This window comes from Parahaemophilus parainfluenzae (genome assembly GCF_001055095.1).
Classification (GTDB): domain Bacteria; phylum Pseudomonadota; class Gammaproteobacteria; order Enterobacterales; family Pasteurellaceae; genus Haemophilus_D; species Haemophilus_D parainfluenzae_Z.
The window spans coordinates 1-21,568 of the sequence record NZ_JVHG01000024.1 but is presented as its reverse complement, the minus strand read 5'-3'; the positions used below and the strand labels follow the sequence as shown (position 1 = coordinate 21,568).

Annotated in this window: 20 protein-coding genes, 3 tRNA genes and 1 riboswitch; of the genes, 16 read left to right on the top strand and 7 right to left on the bottom strand. The window is 41.1% G+C overall.

Features of this window, described 5'->3' with window-relative positions; all coding sequences use genetic code 11:
- Genes aroE through lptD form a run of 3 tightly spaced genes read left to right on the top strand, consistent with a single transcriptional unit; the run spans position 1 to position 3,756 of the window.
- Positions 1 to 819 carry a shikimate dehydrogenase gene (aroE, locus tag ADA56_RS07100; protein WP_049369948.1) on the top strand — a complete coding sequence of 273 codons (819 nt, stop codon included), beginning with the start codon at positions 1 to 3 and terminating at the stop codon, positions 817 to 819.
- Complete coding sequence (locus tag ADA56_RS07095) at positions 816 to 1,367, top strand: DNA-3-methyladenine glycosylase I (RefSeq protein WP_049369947.1); 552 nt, start codon at positions 816 to 818, stop codon at positions 1,365 to 1,367. Before aroE ends, ADA56_RS07095 begins: the two co-directional genes overlap by 4 nt.
- 46 nt (positions 1,368 to 1,413) lie before the next feature.
- Complete coding sequence (gene lptD / locus ADA56_RS07090) at positions 1,414 to 3,756, top strand: LPS assembly protein LptD (RefSeq protein ID WP_049369946.1); 2,343 nt, start codon at positions 1,414 to 1,416, stop codon at positions 3,754 to 3,756.
- An 84-nt stretch (positions 3,757 to 3,840) separates the two neighbouring features.
- On the opposite strand, the gene xerC is transcribed toward lptD, so the two are convergent.
- Together xerC and ADA56_RS07080 are read right to left on the bottom strand one after the other, a co-directional pair.
- Positions 3,841 to 4,728: a tyrosine recombinase XerC gene (gene xerC, locus ADA56_RS07085; RefSeq protein WP_014064388.1), complete on the bottom strand. Its 888-nt coding sequence runs from the start codon at positions 4,726 to 4,728 to the stop codon at positions 3,841 to 3,843.
- Positions 4,728 to 5,162, bottom strand: a complete 435-nt coding sequence (locus ADA56_RS07080; protein ID WP_049369945.1) for a GNAT family N-acetyltransferase — start codon at positions 5,160 to 5,162, stop codon at positions 4,728 to 4,730. Before ADA56_RS07080 ends, xerC begins: the two co-directional genes overlap by 1 nt.
- A 199-nt stretch (positions 5,163 to 5,361) precedes the next feature.
- On the opposite strand from ADA56_RS07080, the gene tpiA reads away from it, so the two are divergent.
- On the top strand, positions 5,362 to 6,129 hold the full coding sequence (gene tpiA / locus ADA56_RS07075) for a triose-phosphate isomerase (protein WP_049365182.1): 768 nt from the start codon (positions 5,362 to 5,364) through the stop codon (positions 6,127 to 6,129).
- A gap of 63 nt (positions 6,130 to 6,192) precedes the next feature.
- Here tpiA and ADA56_RS07070 read toward each other — a convergent pair whose 3' ends face one another.
- The gene (locus tag ADA56_RS07070; protein WP_049369944.1) at positions 6,193 to 6,951 is read right to left on the bottom strand and encodes a glycosyltransferase family 2 protein; all 759 of its coding nucleotides are present in this window, start codon (positions 6,949 to 6,951) and stop codon (positions 6,193 to 6,195) included.
- Between the two features lie 61 nt (positions 6,952 to 7,012).
- Between ADA56_RS07070 and waaA the strand changes: the two genes are divergently transcribed.
- The 7 genes from waaA to ADA56_RS07035 all read left to right on the top strand — a co-directional run bounded on the left by waaA (position 7,013) and on the right by ADA56_RS07035 (position 11,501).
- Entirely contained in the window at positions 7,013 to 8,308 is a 1,296-nt protein-coding gene (waaA, locus tag ADA56_RS07065; protein WP_049369943.1) for a lipid IV(A) 3-deoxy-D-manno-octulosonic acid transferase, read from the top strand.
- Positions 8,305 to 8,781 carry a pantetheine-phosphate adenylyltransferase gene (gene coaD / locus ADA56_RS07060; protein ID WP_049369942.1) on the top strand — a complete coding sequence of 159 codons (477 nt, stop codon included), beginning with the start codon at positions 8,305 to 8,307 and terminating at the stop codon, positions 8,779 to 8,781. Before waaA ends, coaD begins: the two co-directional genes overlap by 4 nt.
- Entirely contained in the window at positions 8,778 to 8,990 is a 213-nt protein-coding gene (locus ADA56_RS07055; RefSeq protein ID WP_049369941.1) for a YceK/YidQ family lipoprotein, read from the top strand. Before coaD ends, ADA56_RS07055 begins: the two co-directional genes overlap by 4 nt.
- 13 nt (positions 8,991 to 9,003) lie before the next feature.
- Positions 9,004 to 11,016 (top strand): DNA helicase Rep, encoded by a 2,013-nt coding sequence (rep, locus tag ADA56_RS07050; protein ID WP_049369940.1) that lies wholly within the window; start codon positions 9,004 to 9,006, stop codon positions 11,014 to 11,016.
- A 160-nt stretch (positions 11,017 to 11,176) separates the two neighbouring features.
- Positions 11,177 to 11,270 (top strand) — tRNA-Ser (locus ADA56_RS07045).
- A gap of 24 nt (positions 11,271 to 11,294) precedes the next feature.
- Positions 11,295 to 11,371, top strand: a tRNA-Arg gene (locus ADA56_RS07040).
- 53 nt (positions 11,372 to 11,424) lie between these two features.
- Positions 11,425 to 11,501: transfer RNA gene (locus ADA56_RS07035), tRNA-Arg, on the top strand.
- A 53-nt stretch (positions 11,502 to 11,554) separates the two neighbouring features.
- Here ADA56_RS07035 and ADA56_RS07030 read toward each other — a convergent pair.
- Together ADA56_RS07030 and nadR are read right to left on the bottom strand one after the other, a co-directional pair.
- Entirely contained in the window at positions 11,555 to 12,235 is a 681-nt protein-coding gene (locus ADA56_RS07030) for a metallophosphoesterase family protein (RefSeq protein ID WP_049369939.1), read from the bottom strand.
- Position 12,236: 1 nt separating this feature from the next.
- Positions 12,237 to 13,346, bottom strand: a complete 1,110-nt coding sequence (nadR, locus tag ADA56_RS07025; RefSeq protein WP_080972353.1) for a multifunctional transcriptional regulator/nicotinamide-nucleotide adenylyltransferase/ribosylnicotinamide kinase NadR — start codon at positions 13,344 to 13,346, stop codon at positions 12,237 to 12,239.
- A gap of 127 nt (positions 13,347 to 13,473) precedes the next feature.
- Positions 13,474 to 13,648: riboswitch (FMN riboswitch) on the top strand.
- Between the two features lie 88 nt (positions 13,649 to 13,736).
- Here nadR and ribB point away from each other — a divergent pair.
- Positions 13,737 to 14,384: a 3,4-dihydroxy-2-butanone-4-phosphate synthase gene (ribB, locus tag ADA56_RS07020; RefSeq protein WP_049369938.1), complete on the top strand. Its 648-nt coding sequence runs from the start codon at positions 13,737 to 13,739 to the stop codon at positions 14,382 to 14,384.
- Positions 14,385 to 14,454: 70 nt separating this feature from the next.
- Here the strand turns inward: ribB and dusA are convergent, their stop codons facing one another.
- Both dusA and ADA56_RS07010 read right to left on the bottom strand, forming a co-directional pair.
- On the bottom strand, positions 14,455 to 15,441 hold the full coding sequence (gene dusA, locus ADA56_RS07015; RefSeq protein WP_049369937.1) for a tRNA dihydrouridine(20/20a) synthase DusA: 987 nt from the start codon (positions 15,439 to 15,441) through the stop codon (positions 14,455 to 14,457).
- Positions 15,442 to 15,444: 3 nt separating this feature from the next.
- Positions 15,445 to 16,830 carry a chloride channel protein gene (locus ADA56_RS07010; protein WP_049369936.1) on the bottom strand — a complete coding sequence of 462 codons (1,386 nt, stop codon included), beginning with the start codon at positions 16,828 to 16,830 and terminating at the stop codon, positions 15,445 to 15,447.
- 257 nt (positions 16,831 to 17,087) lie between these two features.
- Between ADA56_RS07010 and rpsL the strand changes: the two genes are divergently transcribed.
- The 4 genes from rpsL to tuf all read left to right on the top strand — a co-directional run bounded on the left by rpsL (position 17,088) and on the right by tuf (position 21,516).
- Positions 17,088 to 17,462 (top strand): 30S ribosomal protein S12, encoded by a 375-nt coding sequence (gene rpsL, locus ADA56_RS07005; protein ID WP_005543325.1) that lies wholly within the window; start codon positions 17,088 to 17,090, stop codon positions 17,460 to 17,462.
- Positions 17,463 to 17,608: 146 nt separating this feature from the next.
- Positions 17,609 to 18,079: a 30S ribosomal protein S7 gene (rpsG, locus tag ADA56_RS07000; RefSeq protein ID WP_005699184.1), complete on the top strand. Its 471-nt coding sequence runs from the start codon at positions 17,609 to 17,611 to the stop codon at positions 18,077 to 18,079.
- Positions 18,080 to 18,163: 84 nt separating this feature from the next.
- Positions 18,164 to 20,266, top strand: a complete 2,103-nt coding sequence (gene fusA / locus ADA56_RS06995) for an elongation factor G (RefSeq protein ID WP_049365197.1) — start codon at positions 18,164 to 18,166, stop codon at positions 20,264 to 20,266.
- A gap of 65 nt (positions 20,267 to 20,331) precedes the next feature.
- Positions 20,332 to 21,516: an elongation factor Tu gene (gene tuf, locus ADA56_RS06990; protein ID WP_005635637.1), complete on the top strand. Its 1,185-nt coding sequence runs from the start codon at positions 20,332 to 20,334 to the stop codon at positions 21,514 to 21,516.
- The last annotated feature ends 52 nt before the right edge of the window (positions 21,517 to 21,568 follow it).

The window sequence follows — 21,568 nt, the reverse complement described above, 5'->3', positions numbered from 1 at the left end:
ATGCAGCACTATGCCGTTTGGGGCAACCCTATTGCTCAAAGTAAATCCCCGTTGATTCATCGCTTATTTGCCAAGCAAACCCAGCAAACGATGGAATATGTTGCCAAATTAGGTGACCTTGAGGATTTTGAGCAGCAATTACAGGCCTTTTTTGCTGCAGGAGCACAAGGTTGCAATATCACCGCACCATTTAAAGAACGCGCCTATGCGCTCGCTGACGAACATAGCGAACGGGCGAAACTGGCAGAAGCCTGTAACACACTAAAAAAATTATCTAACGGTAAACTCTATGCGGACAATACCGATGGCATTGGTTTAGTGACGGATTTACAACGCTTAGGTTGGATTCAACCACAACAACGCATTTTAATTTTAGGTGCCGGCGGGGCAACCAAAGGGGTATTGCTACCCTTATTGGAAGCACAGCAGCAGATTGTCTTGGCTAACCGCACCCTAGAAAAAGCGCAACAACTGGCAGATAAGTTCAAACCTTACGGCACAATTGAAGCTGTCGCAATGGATGCGATTCCCGCGCAAACCTACGATTTAGTGATCAATGCAACTTCGGCCGGATTAAGCGGGCATACCGCCGCCGTTGATGCCTCAATCTTATCATTAGCCCGAGCTTGCTATGACATGCAATATGCCAAAGGTGGTGACACGCCTTTTATTGCCTACTGTAAATCCTTAGGTCTGAATAATGTCAGCGATGGTTTTGGTATGTTGGTGGCGCAAGCCGCCCATTCATTTTATTTGTGGCGTGGGGTGATGCCCGATTTTGTCGCAATCTATGAACAACTCAAAAAGGATATGGCATGAGTACAAGATGCCCTTGGGTGGGCGAACTTCCGATTTATATCGACTACCACGATAAGGAATGGGGCAAGCCACAATTTGATAGTCAAAAGCTGTTTGAAAAAATCTGTTTAGAAGGGCAACAGGCGGGTCTTTCCTGGATCACCGTATTGAAAAAACGAGAAGCCTATCGAGCAGCATTTCATCAATTTAATCCTGCCAAAATCGCGCAAATGACCGAGCAGGATATTGATCGTTGTATGGAAAATGTCGAACTTATTCGCCATCGGGCAAAACTGGAAGCCATTGTAAAAAATGCCAAAGCCTATCTAGCCATGGAAAAGTGCGGTGAAAATTTCAGTGATTTTGTATGGTCGTTTGTAAATCATCAACCGATTATCAATGATGTCCCCGATATTTCTGTGGTACCCGCTAGAACTGAAATCTCAAAAGCAATGTCAAAAGCGTTGAAGAAACGTGGTTTTGTCTTTGTTGGGGAAACCACATGTTATGCCTTTATGCAATCTATGGGGTTAGTTAACGACCATATAAATGGCTGTTGTTGTAAATGATATTCCAGTATAATCCCCCTAATTTCATCTGAATAAGAACTGAATTATGAATAAAAAATATACCTTAATTTCAATCTCAATTCTGACCGCACTTTATAGTCAACAAAGTTTGGCAGATCTGCATGCTCAATGCTTACTCAGCGTGCCTCACTTTACAGGGGAAGTCGTGAAAGGTGATGTCAATAATTTGCCGGTTTATATTGAAGCAGATAAAGCAGAGATTAATCAGCCAACTCAGGCGATTTATCAAGGCAATGTGGATTTGAAACAAGGAAACCGTCATTTGGTTGGGAATTCAGTTGAAGTCAAACAAACAGGTGAGGGCAATCAAACTCAACGCTGGGCTTATTTGCGAGGCGGATTTGATTATAAAGATAATCAAATCAATCTATTAGGTAATGATGCGAGTTTTAATTTAGATAGCAAAAACGGTAACGTCACCGATGCTGACTACCAACTTGTAGGACGTCAAGGTCGCGGTAAAGCACAAGAAATTGAGTTAGGTGATAATTATCGCGTAATGAAAAACGCGACATTTACCTCTTGTTTGCCAGATGATAATGCGTGGGCGGTCGATGCCTCTGAGATTCGTCAGCACATCAAAGAAGAATATGCTGAATTTTGGCATGCACGTTTTAAAGTATTAGGTGTGCCAGTGTTCTACACTCCTTATCTACAATTACCGATTGGTGATCGCCGCCGTTCAGGTTTATTAATGCCAACAGTCGGTCATTCTAGCCGTGATGGTTATTGGTATAAACAGCCAATTTATTGGAACATTGCACCAAATTACGATGCTACATTTGCACCAAAATATATGTCTCGTCGTGGCTGGCAATTAAATGGTGAATTCCGTTATTTAACACCTGTTGGTGAAGGTAAACTTGCGGGAGAATATTTAGGACGTGATCGTTATGATGAATATACCAGTGATAATCGTAAGCGTCATTTGTTCTATTGGAACCATAATTCCTCTTTTCTTGAAAACTGGCGTTTAAATGTTGATTACACTAAGGTAAGTGATAAACGTTATTTCACCGATTTTGATTCAGATTATGGTGACAGTACTGATGGTTATGCAAATCAATACGCACGTATTGCTTACTATAAACCTAATTACAACTTCGCGATTTCAGCACGTCAGTTCCAGATTTTTGATGAAGTCAATATCGGGCCTTACCGAGCTATGCCACAAATTGACTTCAATTATTACAAAAATGATTTGGCGAACGGTTGGGTCGATTTTAAATTATTTTCGCAAGCAGTACGCTTTGATAATGATAGTGCCTTGATGCCAAAAGCATGGCGTTTCCACGTTGAACCAAGCTTGTCTACAGCCATGTCAAATAAATATGGTAGCTTGAATATTGAGACTAAACTTTACGCGACCCATTATAACCAGAAAAAAGGTTCATCTTCTGCTGCAGAAGAAGTACAAAAATCAGTAAATCGTGTATTGCCACAATTAAAAGTAGATTTACAAACGGTTTTAGCGAGCAACAAAACCTTATTTGATGGTTATACACAAACGCTTGAGCCTCATGTTCAATATTTGTATCGACCATACAAAGATCAAAGTAATATCGGTTCAAAACGAGTGAATGATTATCTTGGCTTTGGTTATGATTCCGCATTAGTCCAACAAGATTATTATTCATTATTCCGTGATCGTCGTTATAGTGGTTTAGATCGTATTTCATCAGCTAATCAAATAACGCTTGGTGGAACAACTCGTTTTTATGATAAGAATTCTGATGAACGTTTTAACTTCTCTGCTGGACAAATTTATTATTTAACGGCATCAAAAATTGATGATAATCCAAATAATCGTACGCCAAAATCCTCTTCTTCTTGGGCCTTGGAGTCTAACTGGAAAATTAGCGATAAATGGAATTGGCGCGGTAGCTACCAATACGATACATTGCTAGATAAAGCCTCATTGGCGAATAGCAGTTTGGAATTTAACCCGATGAAGAATAATCTGATTCAGTTAAATTATCGCTATGCGAGTAAAGAGTATATCAACCAAAACTTGGGAGCTTCCGCAAACCGTTACCAACAAGATATTAAACAGGTTGGTGTTGTAGCGGCATGGGAAGTATCAGATAACTGGGCGCTTGTCGGAAAATACTATCAAGATATTGCATTGAAAAAACCGGTTGAGCAATATGTGGGGGTGCAATATAACTCGTGCTGCTGGTCTTTAGGCGTTGGCGCAAGACGTTATGTGACGAGTCGCCAAAATCAACGCAATGATCAAGTGGTTTATGACAACAGCGTTGGTGTCACCTTTGAATTACGCGGTTTAGGTGAAAATGATCACCAAAGTGGTATCGAAGACATGCTGAAGAAAGGTAAACTTCCTTATATTCAAGCATTTAGTTTATAGTGAAATGAATAAAGGCTACCGAAAGGTAGCCTTTTTGTTTAGAAGTGCGGTTAAAAAAGACGATGATTTTTGACCGCACTTTGCTTATTTTTTTCGTTTTGCTCGAGGATGGGCTTGATCATACACTTCCGCAAGATGTTGGAAGTTTAAATGCGTATAAATTTGCGTGGTGGATAAATTACTGTGCCCTAAAAGCTCTTGAACGGCACGCAAATCTGAACTCGCTTCCAGCATGTGAGTGGCAAACGAGTGACGTAGTTTATGTGGGTTGAGATGACTGTTTAATCCTTGTCGAATGCCCCAGGTTTCCATTCGTTTTTGAATAGAGCGATGAGTAAGGCGATTTCCCTGTTGGCTCACAAAAAGGGCGTCATCTTTTGGATTAAATAAAGGACGTACTTTCAACCATTGCTGAATTGCATGAGAAGCATAGCGTCCAAAAGGCACAATACGTTCTTTGTTTCCTTTACCAATCACTCTCACTTCACGTACACGGGTGTTAATGCTATTGAGGTTTAAGCCTTGCAATTCAGATAAGCGAAGCCCTGAGCTATACATCAATTCCATCATGGCACGATCACGCAAATCAATAGGATCTTTGCTGTCATTTGAAAGCAATTTTTGGACCTGTTCAGCATCAATATTTTTTGGTAAATGTTTGCCTTGTTTCGGCGCTGAAATACCTGTTGCCGGATTCACTTTCATTTGCCCTTGTTGTACAAGATAGCTGAAAAACTGACGCAGAGCAGATAAGCGTAATGCCAAGCTCTTTTCTTTTAAACCTTGCTTCCGGCTTTCCGCCAAAATAAGACGAACCACACTAGGATTCACTTGCTGCCAGTGCTGAATACCTTTTTCAGCCAAAATCGCTAAAATTGCATCCAGTTGATGTTGATAATTGGTGAGTGTATGTGGGCTTACTTGGCGTTCAATTCGCAAGTAATCCCAATATTGATTGAGGAGCGTATGCATTAGAGAGTTAATTCAAACAAACTTTTTTTCGTATTTAGCTTAAATCCTTCGCGTTCTAAAATATTCTGTTGCGCTTGGCTTAATTCCGCCACTAAACGGTTAGATTGTGTATAACGGACAAACTCTTTTGCTTTAGAAATAAGGGCTGTATAAATCTCGGTTTGATGTTTATCTTCTTTGACAAAAATATCAGTTAATTGCCAATAGCGTTGTAGTTGTAAAGAAGATAAGCGAGGATAAAGTTGAACAAAACCAATCGCTTGTGCATTTTCGTTTACAGCAATAAAAAACATGCTTTCATTAAAACGCACACGATTTGTTAGAAAGGTTAAAGTGCGGTCAGGATTTTCACTCATTCCGTTGGCAAGTCGATAGGCTTCAAAGAGTGGAGCAAGCACTTCTATATTCCATTGTTCGGCTTTGAAAATTTTCATTGTTACCAGACCTATTTTCCGTTTATTTATAAAATTGGTTATTTTTTATCGGTTCCGTACAGTAGATTGTAGCTTTTTAGCACAAAATAATCATCATTTCCCCAAAAAAATTTTCAAAATGTGATTTTGCACAAAGAAATCTGCCTAAAGTTTGGTATAGTAAACACACTTTTTATTTATTCAATATGGAGAAACAAAAATGGCACGTCGTCCTTTAGTGATGGGTAACTGGAAATTAAATGGTTCCAAAGCCTTTACCAAAGAATTAATCGAAGGATTAAAAGCTGAATTACAAGGTGTAACAGGTTGTGATGTGGCAATTGCCCCACCTGTTATGTACTTAGGTACAGCTGAAGCGGCACTTGCAGGCAGCCAAATTGCTTTAGGTGCACAAAACGTTGATGTGAATGTTAAAGGTGCTTTCACTGGTGATATCTCAACTGAAATGTTAAAAGATTTTGGTGCAAAATACATCATTATCGGTCACTCAGAGCGTCGTACTTACCACAAAGAAAGCGATGAATTTGTAGCAAAAAAATTTGGCGCATTAAAAGAAGCAGGTTTAGTACCAGTATTATGTATTGGTGAAACTGAAGCTGAAAACGAAGCGGGTAAAACTGAAGAAGTATGTGCACGTCAAATTGATGCAGTGATCAACGCATTAGGTGTAGAAGCATTTAATGGTGCCGTGATTGCTTATGAACCAATTTGGGCGATCGGCACTGGCAAATCAGCAACTCCAGCACAAGCACAAGCTGTTCACGCATTTATCCGTGGTCATATTGCAGCAAAATCACAAGCTGTAGCAGATCAAGTGATCATTCAATACGGTGGTTCAGTAAATGATGCTAACGCAGCAGAATTATTCACTCAACCAGATATCGATGGTGCGTTAGTGGGCGGAGCTTCACTTAAAGCGCCTGCGTTTGCAGTAATCGTGAAAGCAGCGGCAGCAGCGAAAAACTAATTTTTCTTGTCTTAAAGAAATAAAAAAAGTGCGGTTAATTTTGACCGCACTTTTTGTTTTTGATTAATGCTGATTACGCTCCCACAAATCAGCATATTTCACGAAGGTGGAGTGGGCCGAAAGTACCGCTAGCAGAAAACCTTGTTTTCCATCTAAGAAACCGGCTTTTAAAATGTACATTTTGACAAAGCAGCCAATCGCATGACTAATACCTTGCCATAACGTTGCTTTTTTCCCTTTGGCTTGGCGTTGGTCAGCCCAAGCTTTGGCGTAGCCTGCAGATTTCACCAAATAGTGATGAATACTTTTATAAGTGAAATGCTCCAGATCGCCAGTTAATTTTTGTACTTTTGTGTTTTCAGGATAAACCACTTTTTCATGTACCAATGAATCATTGTACCCGGCGTAGTTTGTGCGATATAAACGTACCACATAATCTGGATACCAACCTGAATGGCGAATTTCACGTCCAAACACTTCACTCACACGAGGGATATCATAAACCGTATTTGGTGCATCTTGTTGAACCGCTTGTTGAATGGATTCTCGAAGTTGAGGTGTGACGCGTTCATCGGCATCTAACCACAAAACATAATCGCTGGTGACATATTGTTGTGCACGTTGGCGTTGTTTGCCAAAACCTGGCCAATCAGGGTGCGAATAAAATTTTGCACCATATTGTTCCGCAATTTCTTGGGTGTTATCAGTACTGCCTGAATCGACGATAATGATTTCATCTACCCAATCTTTTACCGTATCAAGACATTGAGCAAGATCTGCCGCTTCATTTTTGACAATCATGGCAACGCTAATTGTTGGCATATTTTGATCCTTTTTTTGCTATACTAGCCGAAATTTTTGTAAGTATAACCGAATTTATTTTATGTGGCGTTTTTTTTATACCTGCCTGATGTATCTGATTCAGCCTTTTGTCCTGTTCTTCATGTTGCTACGAAGTCTCAAGGCACCAAATTATCGCAAGCGTTTAGGCGAGCGATATGGCATTTATGCGAATCTTGCTAAGCCCGTGCAAGATGGGATCGTCATTCATGCCGCATCAGTCGGTGAAGTCATTGCTGCTACACCGTTAGTAAAACGCATTCAGAAAGATTATCCTCACTTACCGATCACGTTTACAACGGTCACGCCAACAGGCTCTGAACGCGTAAAAGCTGCGTTCGGGGAAAGTGTGACGCATTGTTATTTGCCTTACGATTTACCTTGTGTCATCAATCGTTTTATTGATTTTATTCAGCCTAAAGTATTCATCGTGATTGAGACGGAACTTTGGCCAAATTTGATTGATTGTTTGGCACATCGACATATTCCTTTCATTGTCGCCAATGCTCGTCTTTCTGCACGTTCAGCGAGACGTTATGGCAAAGTCAAACAACATCTACAACGAATGTTTTCTCAAATCAGCTTGATTGCACCGCAAGATAGTATTAGTGGAAAGCGTTATTTAGAGTTAGGTTATGAAAAAGATCGTCTGCAATTAACCGGCAATATTAAATATGATCTTGTGGTCAGTGATGAATTACTCAAAGATATTGCAACACTTCATGAGAGCTGGGCGAAAGATCGTCAAATTTGGATTGCCGCGAGCACCCATGAAGGGGAAGAAGAACTCATTTTACAAGCGCATCATTTGTTATTAAAAAAACATCCAAACTTACTGTTATTGCTGGTGCCTCGTCATCCTGAGCGTTTTAATCCAGTGGCAGATTTAATTGAAAAAGCCAACTTTAACTTTATCCGCCGTTCAACGGGTGAGATTCCTTCAGATAATACTCAAGTGATTCTAGGCGATACCATGGGTGAATTGATGTTGATGTATGGTATTTCTGATATTGCATTTGTCGGTGGAAGTTTGGTCAAACATGGGGGACATAATCCTCTAGAGCCTCTAGCCTTTAAATTACCCGTTGTGAGCGGAAAGTATACTTTCAATTTCCCTGAAGTCTTTACTTCGTTGCTAGAAGTACAAGGTGTATTGCAAATCAACTCAACAGAAAAAGCATTGGCAGATATTATTGATAAGTTATTGAATTCAAAAGAAGCGCGTCATCGTTTAGGCAATGCAGGCTATGAGGTGTTAATTGAAAATCGTGGTGCATTACAGCGACTTTTAGATTTGCTTCATCCTTATTTAACCAATATTTCGGAGAACCATAAATGACAAGCGTAATTTACCCCGGCACGTTCGACCCGATTACCAACGGGCATTTAGATATCATTGCGCGAAGTGCGGTCATTTTTCCGAAAGTTTTTGTCGCGGTGGCGAATAGTCCGAGCAAAAAGCCATTGTTCTCATTGGAAGAACGCGTTGAGCTCGTGCGTCAATCGGTCGCTCATTTGTCCAATGTGGAAGTATTTGGCTTCTCTGATTTACTCGCGAATGAAATCAAAACGAAAAAGATTACCGCCATTATTCGTGGCGTGCGTACAACGACTGACTTCGAATATGAATTACAACTGGCCGCGTTAAACCGTTTATTAACTGATGGTGTGGATAGTTTGTTCTTCCCCCCAACAGAAAAATGGGCGTTTGTGTCTTCCACGATTGTACGAGAAATTTATTTGCATCATGGCAATGTAAAAGAACTGGTGCCGGAAGCCGTCTATTTAGCTTTACAAGCACGTCGTGAATGAAAAAAACACTTCTAATTTTAACCGCATTTTTAGTGTTAACGGGTTGTGGTACGGTGGTGAAATTAATTGACCCATCGGAGAAATACACGCCTTACGCGGGTGCGGCTTATGATTTAGAGATGGCACAAAAATGGGGCTTACCTATTTTAGATTTGCCACTGTCATTTTTATTAGATACCGCATTATTGCCTTATGCGTGGTCAAATTAATTTGCATTAAGATATGAAACTCAATCCTCAACAACAACAGGCTGTCGAATATGTCAGCGGACCTTGTTTGGTGCTAGCTGGCGCAGGCTCAGGCAAAACTCGCGTGATCATCAATAAGATTGCTCATTTGATTGAACATTGCGGTTATTTACCTAAACAGATCGCCGCCGTAACTTTTACCAACAAAGCCGCTCGTGAAATGAAAGAGCGTGTAGCCCATTCGATTGGTAAAGAAAAATCCAAAGGATTGATTGTTTCCACTTTCCATACCTTAGGTTTCGACATTATCAAACGGGAATATAAAGCGTTAGGCTTTAAATCCAATATGACCTTGTTTGATGAGCACGATCAACTTGCCTTACTCAAAGAGCTGACGGCAGATATGCTGCAGGAAGATAAAGACTTACTGCGTGAATTAATTTCCGTTATTTCCAATTGGAAGAATGATTTGGTTTCGCCAAAACAGGCTTATGCCTTAGCGAAAGATGCTAAATATCAAACCTTTGCTAAATGTTATGAGCGTTATGCGGCGCAAATTCGTGCTTATAATGCGTTGGATTTTGATGATTTGATTATGTTACCGACCTTGCTTTTCAAACAGAACGAAGAAGTGCGGTCAAAATGGCAGGAGAAAATCCGTTATTTGTTGGTGGATGAATATCAAGATACCAATACTAGCCAATATGAACTCATCAAACTACTCGTTGGTGAGAGAGCTTGCTTTACGGTGGTAGGAGATGACGACCAATCCATTTATTCTTGGCGAGGTGCTCGACCGCAAAATATGGTGCGCTTACGTGATGATTTTCCGCGTTTGCAAGTCATCAAATTAGAACAAAATTACCGTTCCACTCATCGTATTTTGCATTGTGCTAACATTTTAATTGATAACAACGAGCACGTGTTCGATAAAAAACTGTTTTCTAACTTGGGCGAAGGTGAAAAACTGCAAGTCATTGAAGCGAAAAATGAAGAGCATGAAGCCGAACGGATTGTGGCAGAATTAATTGCTCATCGTTTTAGCCGTAAAACCAAATTTAAGGATTATGCGATTTTATATCGCGGTAATCATCAATCTCGTCTATTGGAAAAAGTGCTGATGCAAAACCGCATTCCGTACAAAATTTCTGGTGGCACGTCTTTTTTCTCTCGTGCTGAAATTAAGGACATGATGGCTTACCTGCGTTTAGTGGTAAATCAAGACGATGATGCGGCTTTCTTGCGTATTGTGAATACACCGAGAAGGGAAATTGGTACCGCAACATTGCAAAAACTAGGCGAGTTGGCACAGGAAAAACATATCAGCTTATTTGAGGCGATTTTTGAGTTTGAACTCATGCAACGTGTTACACCGAAAGCCTATGATGCTTTGCAAAAATTTGGTCGTTGGATTGTGGAGTTAAACGATCAAAGTTTACGTTCCGATCCTGAAACGGCTGTGCGTTCTTTACTTTCTTCATTGCATTACGAAGAATATTTGTATGAGTATGCCACCAGCCCGAAAGCTGCCGAAATGCAAAGTAAAAACGTGGCAACCTTATTTAGCTGGGTAGAGGATATGCTCAAAGGCGATGAAGTGAATGAACCAATGAATTTAAATCAAGTGGTCACTCGTTTAACCTTGCGCGACATGATGGAACGTGGCGAAGACGATGACGAGAGCGATCAAGTGCAATTGATGACGCTGCATGCCTCTAAAGGTTTAGAGTTTCCCCATGTGTATTTAATTGGTATGGAAGAGGGGATTTTGCCGCATCAAACCAGTATTGATGAAGACAATGTGGAAGAAGAACGCCGTCTAGCTTATGTGGGCATTACGCGAGCACAACAAACGCTGACTTTTTCTCTTTGTCGTGAACGGCGTCAGTTTGGCGAGTTAATTCGCCCAGAACCTAGTCGTTTCTTGGCTGAGTTGCCACAAGATGATGTGCAATGGGAAAAAGATAAGCCAAAATTAACGGCAGAGCAGAAGCAACAACAAACGTCTAGTCAGCTTGATCGTCTGCGGGCAATTTTAAAAGGCTAGAGATGATAAAAATTAAAGTGCGGTGAGAAATATATTTGTTTTTTCAACCGCACTTTATTTATGCAAAATGTAGATAAATCAAGCAACCAACATCGCTTTTTCAAAAAATGATTTGACATATTTTCAAAAAAACGTATTATACCGCCCACACACCGAATGTGGTGAGATGGCCGAGTAGGCTGAAGGCGCTCCCCTGCTAAGGGAGTATGGGGTCAAAAACTCCATCGAGGGTTCGAATCCCTCTCTCACCGCCATTTGTTGTTAGTTTTATTTATTCTGCACCCGTAGCTCAGCTGGATAGAGTACTCGGCTACGAACCGAGCGGTCAGAGGTTCGAATCCTCTCGGGTGCGCCATTTTAAATCGGCTCTATCAGTTAAAATGGTTACGAATAATAAAACATCACTACGCACCCGTAGCTCAGCTGGATAGAGTACTCGGCTACGAACCGAGCGGTCAAAGGTTCGAATCCTTTCGGGTGCGCCATCTTCTCTCTTCAAACTTTTCTTTTTATTAAAAACAATTAACAACTAACTCAGTTATTTTTCTCTATCATCAATCATTTTTAATAAATAATTTCCGTGTGCATCAGTAACACTTCTAAAACCGACATTCGTGATTTTATAAGGGAAATTTGTCTTGTACTCGACATTATCGTGGTGATGACCATGGAAAACGTGTCTTACCCCTAATTTTTCTGCGAGTTGATTAATCACACGAAATCCCATGGGATGGGGTTTAGGTGCTTCATGGCAAATTAAAATATCGGCTTGTTCATTTTCAATGGCTTCGATATCAGAAGGGAAAATAGACGTGCGATGGCGCAATGGTACACCTCCACGCCAAATTTTTTCTTGCGGGCTATATTGGCAATAGTGGATGGGATCAAAATACATCGGTTTATTGGGTGGCATCCAGATTTGTCCACGGAATACACCACCTAAGCCGGCAATGCGTTGTCCTTGAATTTCAACAACACGATTATGCAAGTTACGCGATTTCCAATGTGTCCCCCAAATCGCCTCAAATGCGGCGACGGTTTTGCTATCATGGTTGCCGTGAATAAACCAAATATCACAATATTGTGCGAGTTTATCTAATTCATCAGGCGAAGAAAGCTGCAAGTCGCCCAAAATAATCAGGGCAACGTTATCATTTTCTTGCACGAAAGGATAAAGATGTTCATAACTTCCGTGCGGATCGCCTGCGAATAAAATCATGTTATTTCTCGGTGGTCAATGTGCGTTTAGTATGCTGTAAACCTTCAAGTTCTTCATCATTTAACACTTTTTCCACAACAGATTTCACTTGGTTATAACGGTCTAGATAACTTGGTGATTCAATTTCAATGTAAGGCACTTTGTATTTATCTAACAATTTCTTCAATAACTGTTGGAATTGTTGACGTTGTTTTTGGCTGCCTAGACTACGTAAGCCATCATCTACCCATTTTGTGTTGTTTTTCAATAAAATAGTGACATCAAATGGGTATTCTTTGATCATAGAATCTAAGAACGGATGCGCTTTACCTTCGTATTGAATACAAAAAGCTTGCGTGGTAATGAAGTCGGTATCAATAATCGCCACTTTATGGGCATGACGCACCGCATAATCAATATAGCGTTGATGACCTAATGCCATTTGTGGATAGTCAGAATATTGCATGGCTTGCTCATCGCCACCTAATTTTTCGAAGACATATTCACGACCATATTCCCAGGCGGAAGTGGTGTTAAATACGGCAGCTAGTTTGCTGACTAACACGCTTTTACCGCTACTTTCGCCACCCAAAATGGCAATGGTTTTCGCAAAGAACGGACGGACTTCTTTCGGAATGAATTTCCAATATTGGAAAGGAGTAGTACGAATTTTCGTTGCAGATACGTTAAAGAAAGATCGGTCAGGATCCACTAAAGAAACTTCGAGACCCAAGTATTTTTCGTATGGTGCTTTGTCTTGTGGTTCACTACTAAAAACCATCGTCGGGGTAAATTGTTTTTCTTCAAATAGATTTTTTACTGCGTCACTCCAAGCTTGCCAACCATTTGGGTAACTTGGAATGCCATCTTCAACTAAGTGATGAATAAAAATGTGATCATTTTGATATTTAAAGATTTGTTGCATCCAGCGAAGGCGATCTTGTAGCGTCGGCATGCGTTTCATTTTACTATCATAGAACAGCTTTAAATCGCGTTCGGTATCGCTACAGACAATCACGTGAAGCTCATCCACTTTACTGAATGCTTCATAAATCATATTAATATGGCCGGTGTGAACAGGGTAGAATTTCCCAAAAATCACGCCCACTTTTTTATCGTGTTTGTTAGACATAATGTATCCTTCGCTAAATGACCACTGCGAGGTGGCTGGATAATCCTATTTTATGCAATCTTTGTGCAAATAAAAACATTTTTCATTGAATGATTTTTTACAGCGACATTTTACGTTATACTACGACCTGCATTCTCAGGGCAGGGTGAAATTCCCTACCGGTGGTGACAGCCCACGAGCACTTAAAAGTGCGGTCAATTTTGATTGCGTTTTACAAAATTGTTTCGCTTTGTACTTTTAAGGTTAGCAGATTTGGTGAAATTCCAAAGCCGACAGTATAGTCTGGATGAAAGAGAATAAAACGGATTGGGTTCCCACTTCCGTTCTATTTATTTGCATTTCTCAGCCCTGATTCTGGTTAATTTTAACGTAACAACAAAGGAAATTACGATGAATCAGTCAATTTTATCTGCATTTGGTGCGACCGGCGAAGAACGGGTAATTAACGCATTAAACGCATTCAAACAAGGTAATGGCGTATTAGTGTTGGATGATGAAGATCGTGAAAATGAAGGCGATTTAATTTTCCCAGCAGAAACTATTACCCCAGAACAAATGGCAAAACTTATTCGTTATGGCAGTGGTATTGTGTGCTTATGTATCACCGATGAACAATGCAAACAACTTGATTTACCTCCGATGGTTGAGCATAACAATAGCGTGAATAAAACCGCGTTTACCGTGACGATTGAAGCGGCAGAAGGTGTGTCGACAGGTGTATCGGCGCAAGATCGTGTCACCACAATCAAAGCGGCAATTGCAGATCAGGCAAAACCGACAGATCTTCACCGTCCTGGGCATGTTTTCCCATTACGCGCGGCAGAAGGTGGCGTTTTAGCGCGTCGCGGTCATACTGAAGCCTCGGTTGATTTAGCGCGTTTAAGTGGTTTTAAACCAGCGGGTGTGATTTGTGAAATCACGAATGATGATGGAACCATGGCTCGCGCTGCAGAAATTATCGAATTTGCGAAAAAATTTGGTTATTCGGTGTTAACGATTGAAGATTTAGTGGCATATCGTCAAAAACATCATTGCTAATCAAATACTCAGAAAACAAAAGTGCGGTCAGAAAACCTGTTAAATTCTGACCGCACTTCTCATTTTAGGCTTAATTGATTTCCACAAAGCTTAATGCTGTTTCAACCACTTCAATTCCCGCACCTTGCTTAAAGGCATTTTCACTTAGATAGCGTCGCCATTGTCTTGCCCCTTTGCAGTTTTGGAATGTACCAAGCATATGTCGAACGATATGATTTAAATAAACACCTTGGCTCAGCTGTTTTTCAATATAAGGGAACATGGCTTCCACAGCTTGTCTTGGTGTGACGATATCTGCATTGGCATCAAAAAGCATTTGATCAATATAGCCTAACAACGATGGATTTTGATAAGCCTCACGCCCAACCATCACGCCATCCACAAATAGCAAATGATGTTTCATTTCTTCGATGGTTTTAATGCCGCCATTAATTGCAATGGTCAACTGCGGGAAGTCTTCTTTCAATTGATAAACACGATCATAATCCAAAGGGGGAATCTCGCGATTCTCTTTTGGACTTAATCCTGAAAGCCAGGCTTTTCGAGCATGAACAATAAATTCTTGGCATCCTGCATGATGGACTTTTTCGATAAAATCGCAGAGAAATTCATAGCTATCCAAATCATCAATGCCAATACGCGTTTTCACGGTCACAGGAATATTCACGACACTTTGCATTTCTGAAATACATTCTGCTACTAAATCTGCTTTTGCCATCAAACAAGCCCCAAACATACCATTTTGCACGCGATCGGAAGGGCAGCCCACATTCAGATTAATTTCATGATAGCCTCTTTCTTCGGCTAATTTGGCACAATGTTTTAGCTGTGCGGGGTCGCTTCCGCCAAGTTGTAAGGCAACCGGGTTTTCTTGCAAATCAAAATCTAAATGATCGTATTTCGCATGAATAATGGCGGGAGCTGTGACCATTTCAGTATAAAGCAACGCATTTTTACTAAATTGACGATGAAAATAGCGACAATGGCGTGTCGTCCAATCTAGCATTGGCGCAACGGAAAAGCGGCCACGATAAAAGTGCGGTTGGTTTTCTGACATTTTTTATTTCTCTTGAATCTCGTTACGGCGAAGATCTTCTGTTTGTTGTTCCTGCATTCGTTGACGGAAACGTCCAGCCGCAAAGTGGTAAAAAGGTTTCGGACTAAATTGGCGCGAAATTATGGAGGCAATGATACTGGAAATCAAGAGCCAAATCAGCACAGGTTGAGCCCCCGTCATTTCCATCACCACTACGCTAGCGGTCACAGGGGATTGTGTGCCGCCCGCTAAAAATGCCGCCATACATAAAATGACGAGGAAGCGTTGATCAACCATGCCGTTGCTGATTTCCCATAACATGGTGCCGATACCCGCGCCAGTAGTGAGAGATGGCGTAAAAATTCCGCCCGCGATGCCATTCCAGTAAGTCGTAACCGTTGCGAAGAGTTTTAGTATCCCCACTTCAGGCGAAACGAGTTGTCCTTCCAATGCTCTTGCGACCACATTATAACCCGTTCCATAAGTTTGCCCTTCGCTGTAGGTGCCCATCGCCGCAAGCACTAAACCGAGTAATAAGGCAATGTAAATGGGGTGTTTGCGGATCCAATCACGCCATTTGAGTGGAGAAAGTCCCGCTAATCCTTTGGCAAGAAGTCGCCCAAATATACCGCCCAGTACGCCACAAACTACGCCACAAATAGCAAGCCAAAGATATAAATAGGGAATAGCTGTTGCACCTTTATAGGCAGGAAAGTAAGGGCTATTGCCTTGAATCGCCACTAAAATAAAACCGGCTGCTAATACACCAAGCAATACTCGGCGTTCCCAGCGTAACATCACGCCTCGACCTAATTCTTCAATGGCAAAAATTACCCCAGCCAAAGGGGCATTAAATGCAGCAGCAAGACCACCTGCTGCACCCGTTGCAACGAGTTCATTCGTACTTAATCCGCGGAAAGCAAAGTTATATTTACGACAGAAATTTCCCCAACTCAGCATAACAGCAGCACCGACTTGAACAGAAGGGCCTTCTCGTCCAACAGACGCACCGATAACCATTGCAAAGAAGGTAAGCGGAATTTTCCAAATAGTTTGGCGAAATTCAACCAGTTTTGTTTTATAACCATTATAAGGAATATTGATGGAGGCGATCACTTGTGGAATACCGCTGCCGCCAACATAAGGTGTGTATTTGGTGGTAAACCAGGTGAGAAAAGCAAGACCAAGCGGTAAAACGATCCAAACGGCGAGAGGGTATTTAGCAGACCAATAGGCATTAAATTCAAGTCCGATATCGGCTAGCTTTGCAAATCCAAAGGAAAAGAGGGCGACAAATGTCGCACCAATCAGTAAACATACAAATTCGAGTGTTTTATGAGAGATACGATGCGTTTGTCGAAGCTTTTTGTGATAGAAATAACGTAAATGAAAAATGAATGAACGTAACATAATGATTGCCAATAAAATAATTCTGTTTGGAATTATAAAACCCTGGCTTCAGGCAGGCAATTGATTTGGCAAAGTGCGGTCTATTTCACCTGGATTTTTTGTCAAGCGATCCTTTGCGATCCTATTTCTGTTTAAATATTGACAATGTGAGGTGAAACCATTAAAATTCAGCGTCTATTTCTTCTGTCTATTGGATAGAGAGATAGATTTTGTAACAACATTCTATTATGAATAACATTTAAACTGGAGCTTTTTTAATGGCAACTATCAACCAGCTAGTACGCAAACCGCGTGTGAAAAAGGTTGTAAAAAGTAACGTTCCTGCATTAGAGGCTTGCCCGCAGAAACGTGGTGTGTGCACTCGTGTATACACAACTACACCTAAAAAACCGAACTCAGCATTACGTAAAGTATGTCGTATTCGTTTAACTAATGGCTTTGAAGTAACTTCTTACATCGGCGGCGAAGGTCACAACCTTCAAGAGCACAGTGTTGTGCTTATCCGTGGTGGTCGTGTTAAAGACTTACCAGGTGTTCGTTACCACACTGTACGCGGCGCATTAGACTGTGCAGGCGTTAAAGATCGTAAACAAGGTCGTTCTAAATACGGCGTTAAACGTCCTAAAGCTTAATGGAACTCCGTTAAGTAAGGCCAAACGTCTAAATTAGTAAAAATTTAAATCAGAAACTCCAGTATCACATTAGCTCACTTTAAAGTGCGGTTAATTTTTATAGAGTTTTGGATATCCTGAAGATTAAATATACGGAGAAATTCGCAATGCCACGTCGTCGTAGTGTTGAACCACGCAAGATTCTTCCAGATCCGAAGTTCGGTTCAGAGTTACTTGCAAAATTTATTAATGTATTAATGGTAGACGGTAAAAAATCCGTTGCTGAAACCATCGTTTACGGTGCGTTAGACAAACTTGCAGAACGCACAGGTAAAGAACCTTTAGAAGCATTTGAAATTGCACTTGAAAACGTTCGCCCAACCGTTGAGGTTAAATCTCGTCGTGTTGGTGGTTCTACTTACCAAGTGCCAGTTGAAGTACGTCCAGTTCGTCGTAACGCATTAGGTATGCGTTGGATCGTTGAAGCTGCACGTAAACGCGGTGATAAATCAATGGCTTTACGTCTTGCAAATGAATTATCTGATGCATCAGATAACAAAGGCGCAGCTGTGAAAAAACGTGAAGACGTTCACCGTATGGCTGAAGCTAATAAAGCATTTGCTCACTTCCGTTGGTAATACGCTTTTAAAATTTAAGGGCTTCATCATCGATGAAGCCTTACCCTTATATAAACAGATATTAAACTTAACAAGGTTATAATAATGGCTCGTACAACCCCTATTGAAAGATATCGTAATATCGGTATTAGTGCGCACATTGATGCTGGTAAAACTACTACCACTGAACGTATCTTATTCTACACTGGTGTAAGTCACAAAATTGGTGAAGTACACGATGGTGCAGCAACAATGGACTGGATGGAACAAGAACAAGAGCGTGGTATTACCATTACCTCTGCGGCAACTACCGCATTCTGGTCTGGTATGTCACAACAGTTCCCACAACACCGTATCAACGTTATCGATACTCCGGGACACGTAGACTTTACTGTTGAAGTAGAACGTTCTATGCGTGTTCTTGATGGTGCGGTAATGGTTTACTGTGCGGTTGGTGGTGTTCAACCTCAGTCTGAAACTGTATGGCGTCAAGCTAACAAATATCAAGTTCCACGTATCGCGTTCGTAAACAAAATGGACCGTACTGGTGCTAACTTCTTACGTGTTGTTGAACAACTTAAAACTCGTTTAGGTGCGAATGCTGTTCCTCTTCAACTTCCAATCGGTGCAGAAGAAAGTTTCACTGGTGTTGTTGATTTGATCAAAATGAAAGCGATCAACTGGAACGAAGCTGACCAAGGTATGACCTTCACTTATGAAGATATTCCAGCAGATATGCAAGCAGCGTGCGAAGAATGGCGTCAAAACCTTGTTGATGCAGCAGCTGAAGCAACTGAAGAATTAATGGAAAAATATCTTGGTGGTGAAGACTTAAGCGAAGAAGAAATCAAAGCAGGTCTTCGTCAACGCGTATTAGCAAACGAAATCATCTTGGTAACTTGTGGTTCTGCATTCAAAAACAAAGGTGTTCAAGCGATGCTTGATGCAGTTGTTGAATACTTACCAGCACCAACTGATATTCCAGCAATCAAAGGTATCAACCCAGATGAAACTGAAGGTGAACGTCACGCAAGCGATGATGAGCCGTTCTCTTCATTAGCATTCAAAATTGCAACTGACCCATTCGTAGGTAACTTAACCTTCTTCCGTGTGTACTCAGGTGTAATTAACTCTGGTGATACAGTATTAAACTCTGTACGTCAAAAACGTGAACGTTTTGGTCGTATCGTACAGATGCACGCTAACAAACGTGAAGAAATCAAAGAAGTTCGTGCGGGCGATATCGCTGCAGCAATCGGCTTAAAAGATGTAACTACGGGTGATACATTATGTGCAATCGAAGCACCAATCATCCTTGAGCGTATGGAATTCCCAGAGCCAGTAATCTCTGTAGCAGTAGAACCTAAAACTAAAGCTGACCAAGAGAAAATGGGGCTTGCATTAGGTCGTCTTGCTCAAGAAGACCCTTCATTCCGTGTTCACACTGATGAAGAATCTGGTGAAACCATTATTTCTGGTATGGGTGAGTTACACTTAGACATCATCGTTGACCGTATGAAACGTGAGTTCAAAGTGGAAGCTAATATCGGTAAACCACAAGTATCTTACCGTGAAACTATCCGCACTCGTGTTAATGATGTAGAAGGTAAACACGCAAAACAATCTGGTGGTCGTGGTCAATATGGTCACGTTGTTATTGACTTATATCCATTAGATCCAGAAGGTCCTGGTTACGAATTTGTAAACGAAATCAAAGGTGGTGTAATCCCTGGTGAATACATTCCTGCAGTTGATAAAGGTATCCAAGAACAGCTTAAATCTGGTCCATTAGCGGGTTATCCGGTAGTAGATATTGGTGTACGTTTACACTTCGGTTCATACCATGATGTTGACTCATCAGAATTAGCGTTTAAATTAGCGGCTTCTTTAGCATTTAAAGCAGCGTTCGCTAAAGCAAACCCAGTTCTACTTGAGCCAATCATGAAAGTTGAAGTAGAAACTCCACCTGAGTATGTTGGTGATGTAATCGGTGACTTAAGCCGTCGTCGTGCTATGGTTAACGGTCAAGAAGCGAACGAATTCGTTGTGAAAATCGATGCAGAAGTTCCACTTTCTGAAATGTTCGGTTATGCAACAGACTTACGTTCACAAACTCAAGGTCGTGCATCATACTCAATGGAACCGTTAAAATATGCTGAAGCGCCAACAAGTGTTGCTGCTGCAGTAATTGAAGCGCGTAAAAAATAATTTTTTGTAACAATCCGCTCTATAAGTCGAATGGCTTATAGAGCATTTTCTAGGAAACTAAACAAATGTCTAAAGAAAAATTTGAACGTACAAAACCGCACGTAAACGTGGGTACAATCGGCCACGTTGACCACGGTAAAACAACTTTAACAGCAGCAATCACAACCGTATTAGCAAAACACTACGGTGGTGCAGCTCGTGCATTCGACCAAATCGATAACGCGCCAGAAGAAAAAGCGCGTGGTATCACCATCAACACCTCACACGTTGAATACGATACTCCAACTCGTCACTACGCACACGTTGACTGCCCAGGACACGCGGACTATGTTAAAAACATGATTACCGGTGCGGCACAAATGGACGGTGCTATTTTAGTAGTAGCAGCAACAGATGGTCCTATGCCACAAACTCGTGAGCACATCTTATTAGGTCGCCAAGTAGGTGTACCTTACATCATCGTATTCTTAAACAAATGCGACATGGTAGATGACGAAGAGTTATTAGAATTAGTAGAAATGGAAGTTCGTGAACTTCTTTCTCAATATGATTTCCCAGGTGATGATACACCAATCGTACGTGGTTCTGCATTACAAGCATTAAACGGCGTTGCAGAATGGGAAGAAAAAATTCTTGAGTTAGCAAACCACTTAGATACTTATATCCCTGAACCAGAGCGTGCAATTGACCAACCGTTCCTTCTTCCAATCGAAGACGTGTTCTCAATTTCAGGTCGTGGTACAGTAGTAACAGGTCGTGTTGAGCGTGGTATCATCCGTACTGGTGATGAAGTTGAAATCGTTGGTATCAAACCAACAGCGAAAACAACAGTAACTGGTGTTGAAATGTTCCGTAAATTACTTGACGAAGGTCGTGCAGGTGAAAACATCGGTGCATTATTACGTGGTACAAAACGTGAAGAAATCGAACGTGGTCAAGTATTAGCGAAACCAGGTTCAATCACTCCACACACTGATTTCGAATCAGAAGTTTACGTATTATCAAAAGATGAAGGTGGTCGTCACACTCCATTCTTCAAAGGTTACCGTCCACAGTTCTATTTCCGTACAACTGACGTAACAGGTACAATCGAGTTACCAGAAGGCGTGGAAATGGTAATGCCTGGTGATAACATCAAAATGACAGTAAGCTTAATCCACCCAATCGCGATGGACCAAGGTTTACGTTTCGCAATCCGTGAAGGTGGCCGTACAGTAGGTGCTGGCGTTGTTGCGAAAATCATCAAATAATTGATGTATTAACTGTAACAAGTTAGATAAAGAAGGCGTATCGAAAGATACG

Coding starts and splice junctions, on each gene's coding strand:
- aroE (WP_049369948.1), top strand. CDS start 1: ATGCAGCACTATGCCGTTTGGGGCAACCCTATTGCTCAAAGTAAATCC.
- ADA56_RS07095 (WP_049369947.1), top strand. CDS start 816: ATGAGTACAAGATGCCCTTGGGTGGGCGAACTTCCGATTTATATCGAC.
- lptD (WP_049369946.1), top strand. CDS start 1,414: ATGAATAAAAAATATACCTTAATTTCAATCTCAATTCTGACCGCACTT.
- xerC (WP_014064388.1), bottom strand. CDS start 4,728: ATGCATACGCTCCTCAATCAATATTGGGATTACTTGCGAATTGAACGC.
- ADA56_RS07080 (WP_049369945.1), bottom strand. CDS start 5,162: ATGAAAATTTTCAAAGCCGAACAATGGAATATAGAAGTGCTTGCTCCA.
- tpiA (WP_049365182.1), top strand. CDS start 5,362: ATGGCACGTCGTCCTTTAGTGATGGGTAACTGGAAATTAAATGGTTCC.
- ADA56_RS07070 (WP_049369944.1), bottom strand. CDS start 6,951: ATGCCAACAATTAGCGTTGCCATGATTGTCAAAAATGAAGCGGCAGAT.
- waaA (WP_049369943.1), top strand. CDS start 7,013: ATGTGGCGTTTTTTTTATACCTGCCTGATGTATCTGATTCAGCCTTTT.
- coaD (WP_049369942.1), top strand. CDS start 8,305: ATGACAAGCGTAATTTACCCCGGCACGTTCGACCCGATTACCAACGGG.
- ADA56_RS07055 (WP_049369941.1), top strand. CDS start 8,778: ATGAAAAAAACACTTCTAATTTTAACCGCATTTTTAGTGTTAACGGGT.
- rep (WP_049369940.1), top strand. CDS start 9,004: ATGAAACTCAATCCTCAACAACAACAGGCTGTCGAATATGTCAGCGGA.
- ADA56_RS07030 (WP_049369939.1), bottom strand. CDS start 12,235: ATGATTTTATTCGCAGGCGATCCGCACGGAAGTTATGAACATCTTTAT.
- nadR (WP_080972353.1), bottom strand. CDS start 13,346: ATGTCTAACAAACACGATAAAAAAGTGGGCGTGATTTTTGGGAAATTC.
- ribB (WP_049369938.1), top strand. CDS start 13,737: ATGAATCAGTCAATTTTATCTGCATTTGGTGCGACCGGCGAAGAACGG.
- dusA (WP_049369937.1), bottom strand. CDS start 15,441: ATGTCAGAAAACCAACCGCACTTTTATCGTGGCCGCTTTTCCGTTGCG.
- ADA56_RS07010 (WP_049369936.1), bottom strand. CDS start 16,830: ATGTTACGTTCATTCATTTTTCATTTACGTTATTTCTATCACAAAAAG.
- rpsL (WP_005543325.1), top strand. CDS start 17,088: ATGGCAACTATCAACCAGCTAGTACGCAAACCGCGTGTGAAAAAGGTT.
- rpsG (WP_005699184.1), top strand. CDS start 17,609: ATGCCACGTCGTCGTAGTGTTGAACCACGCAAGATTCTTCCAGATCCG.
- fusA (WP_049365197.1), top strand. CDS start 18,164: ATGGCTCGTACAACCCCTATTGAAAGATATCGTAATATCGGTATTAGT.
- tuf (WP_005635637.1), top strand. CDS start 20,332: ATGTCTAAAGAAAAATTTGAACGTACAAAACCGCACGTAAACGTGGGT.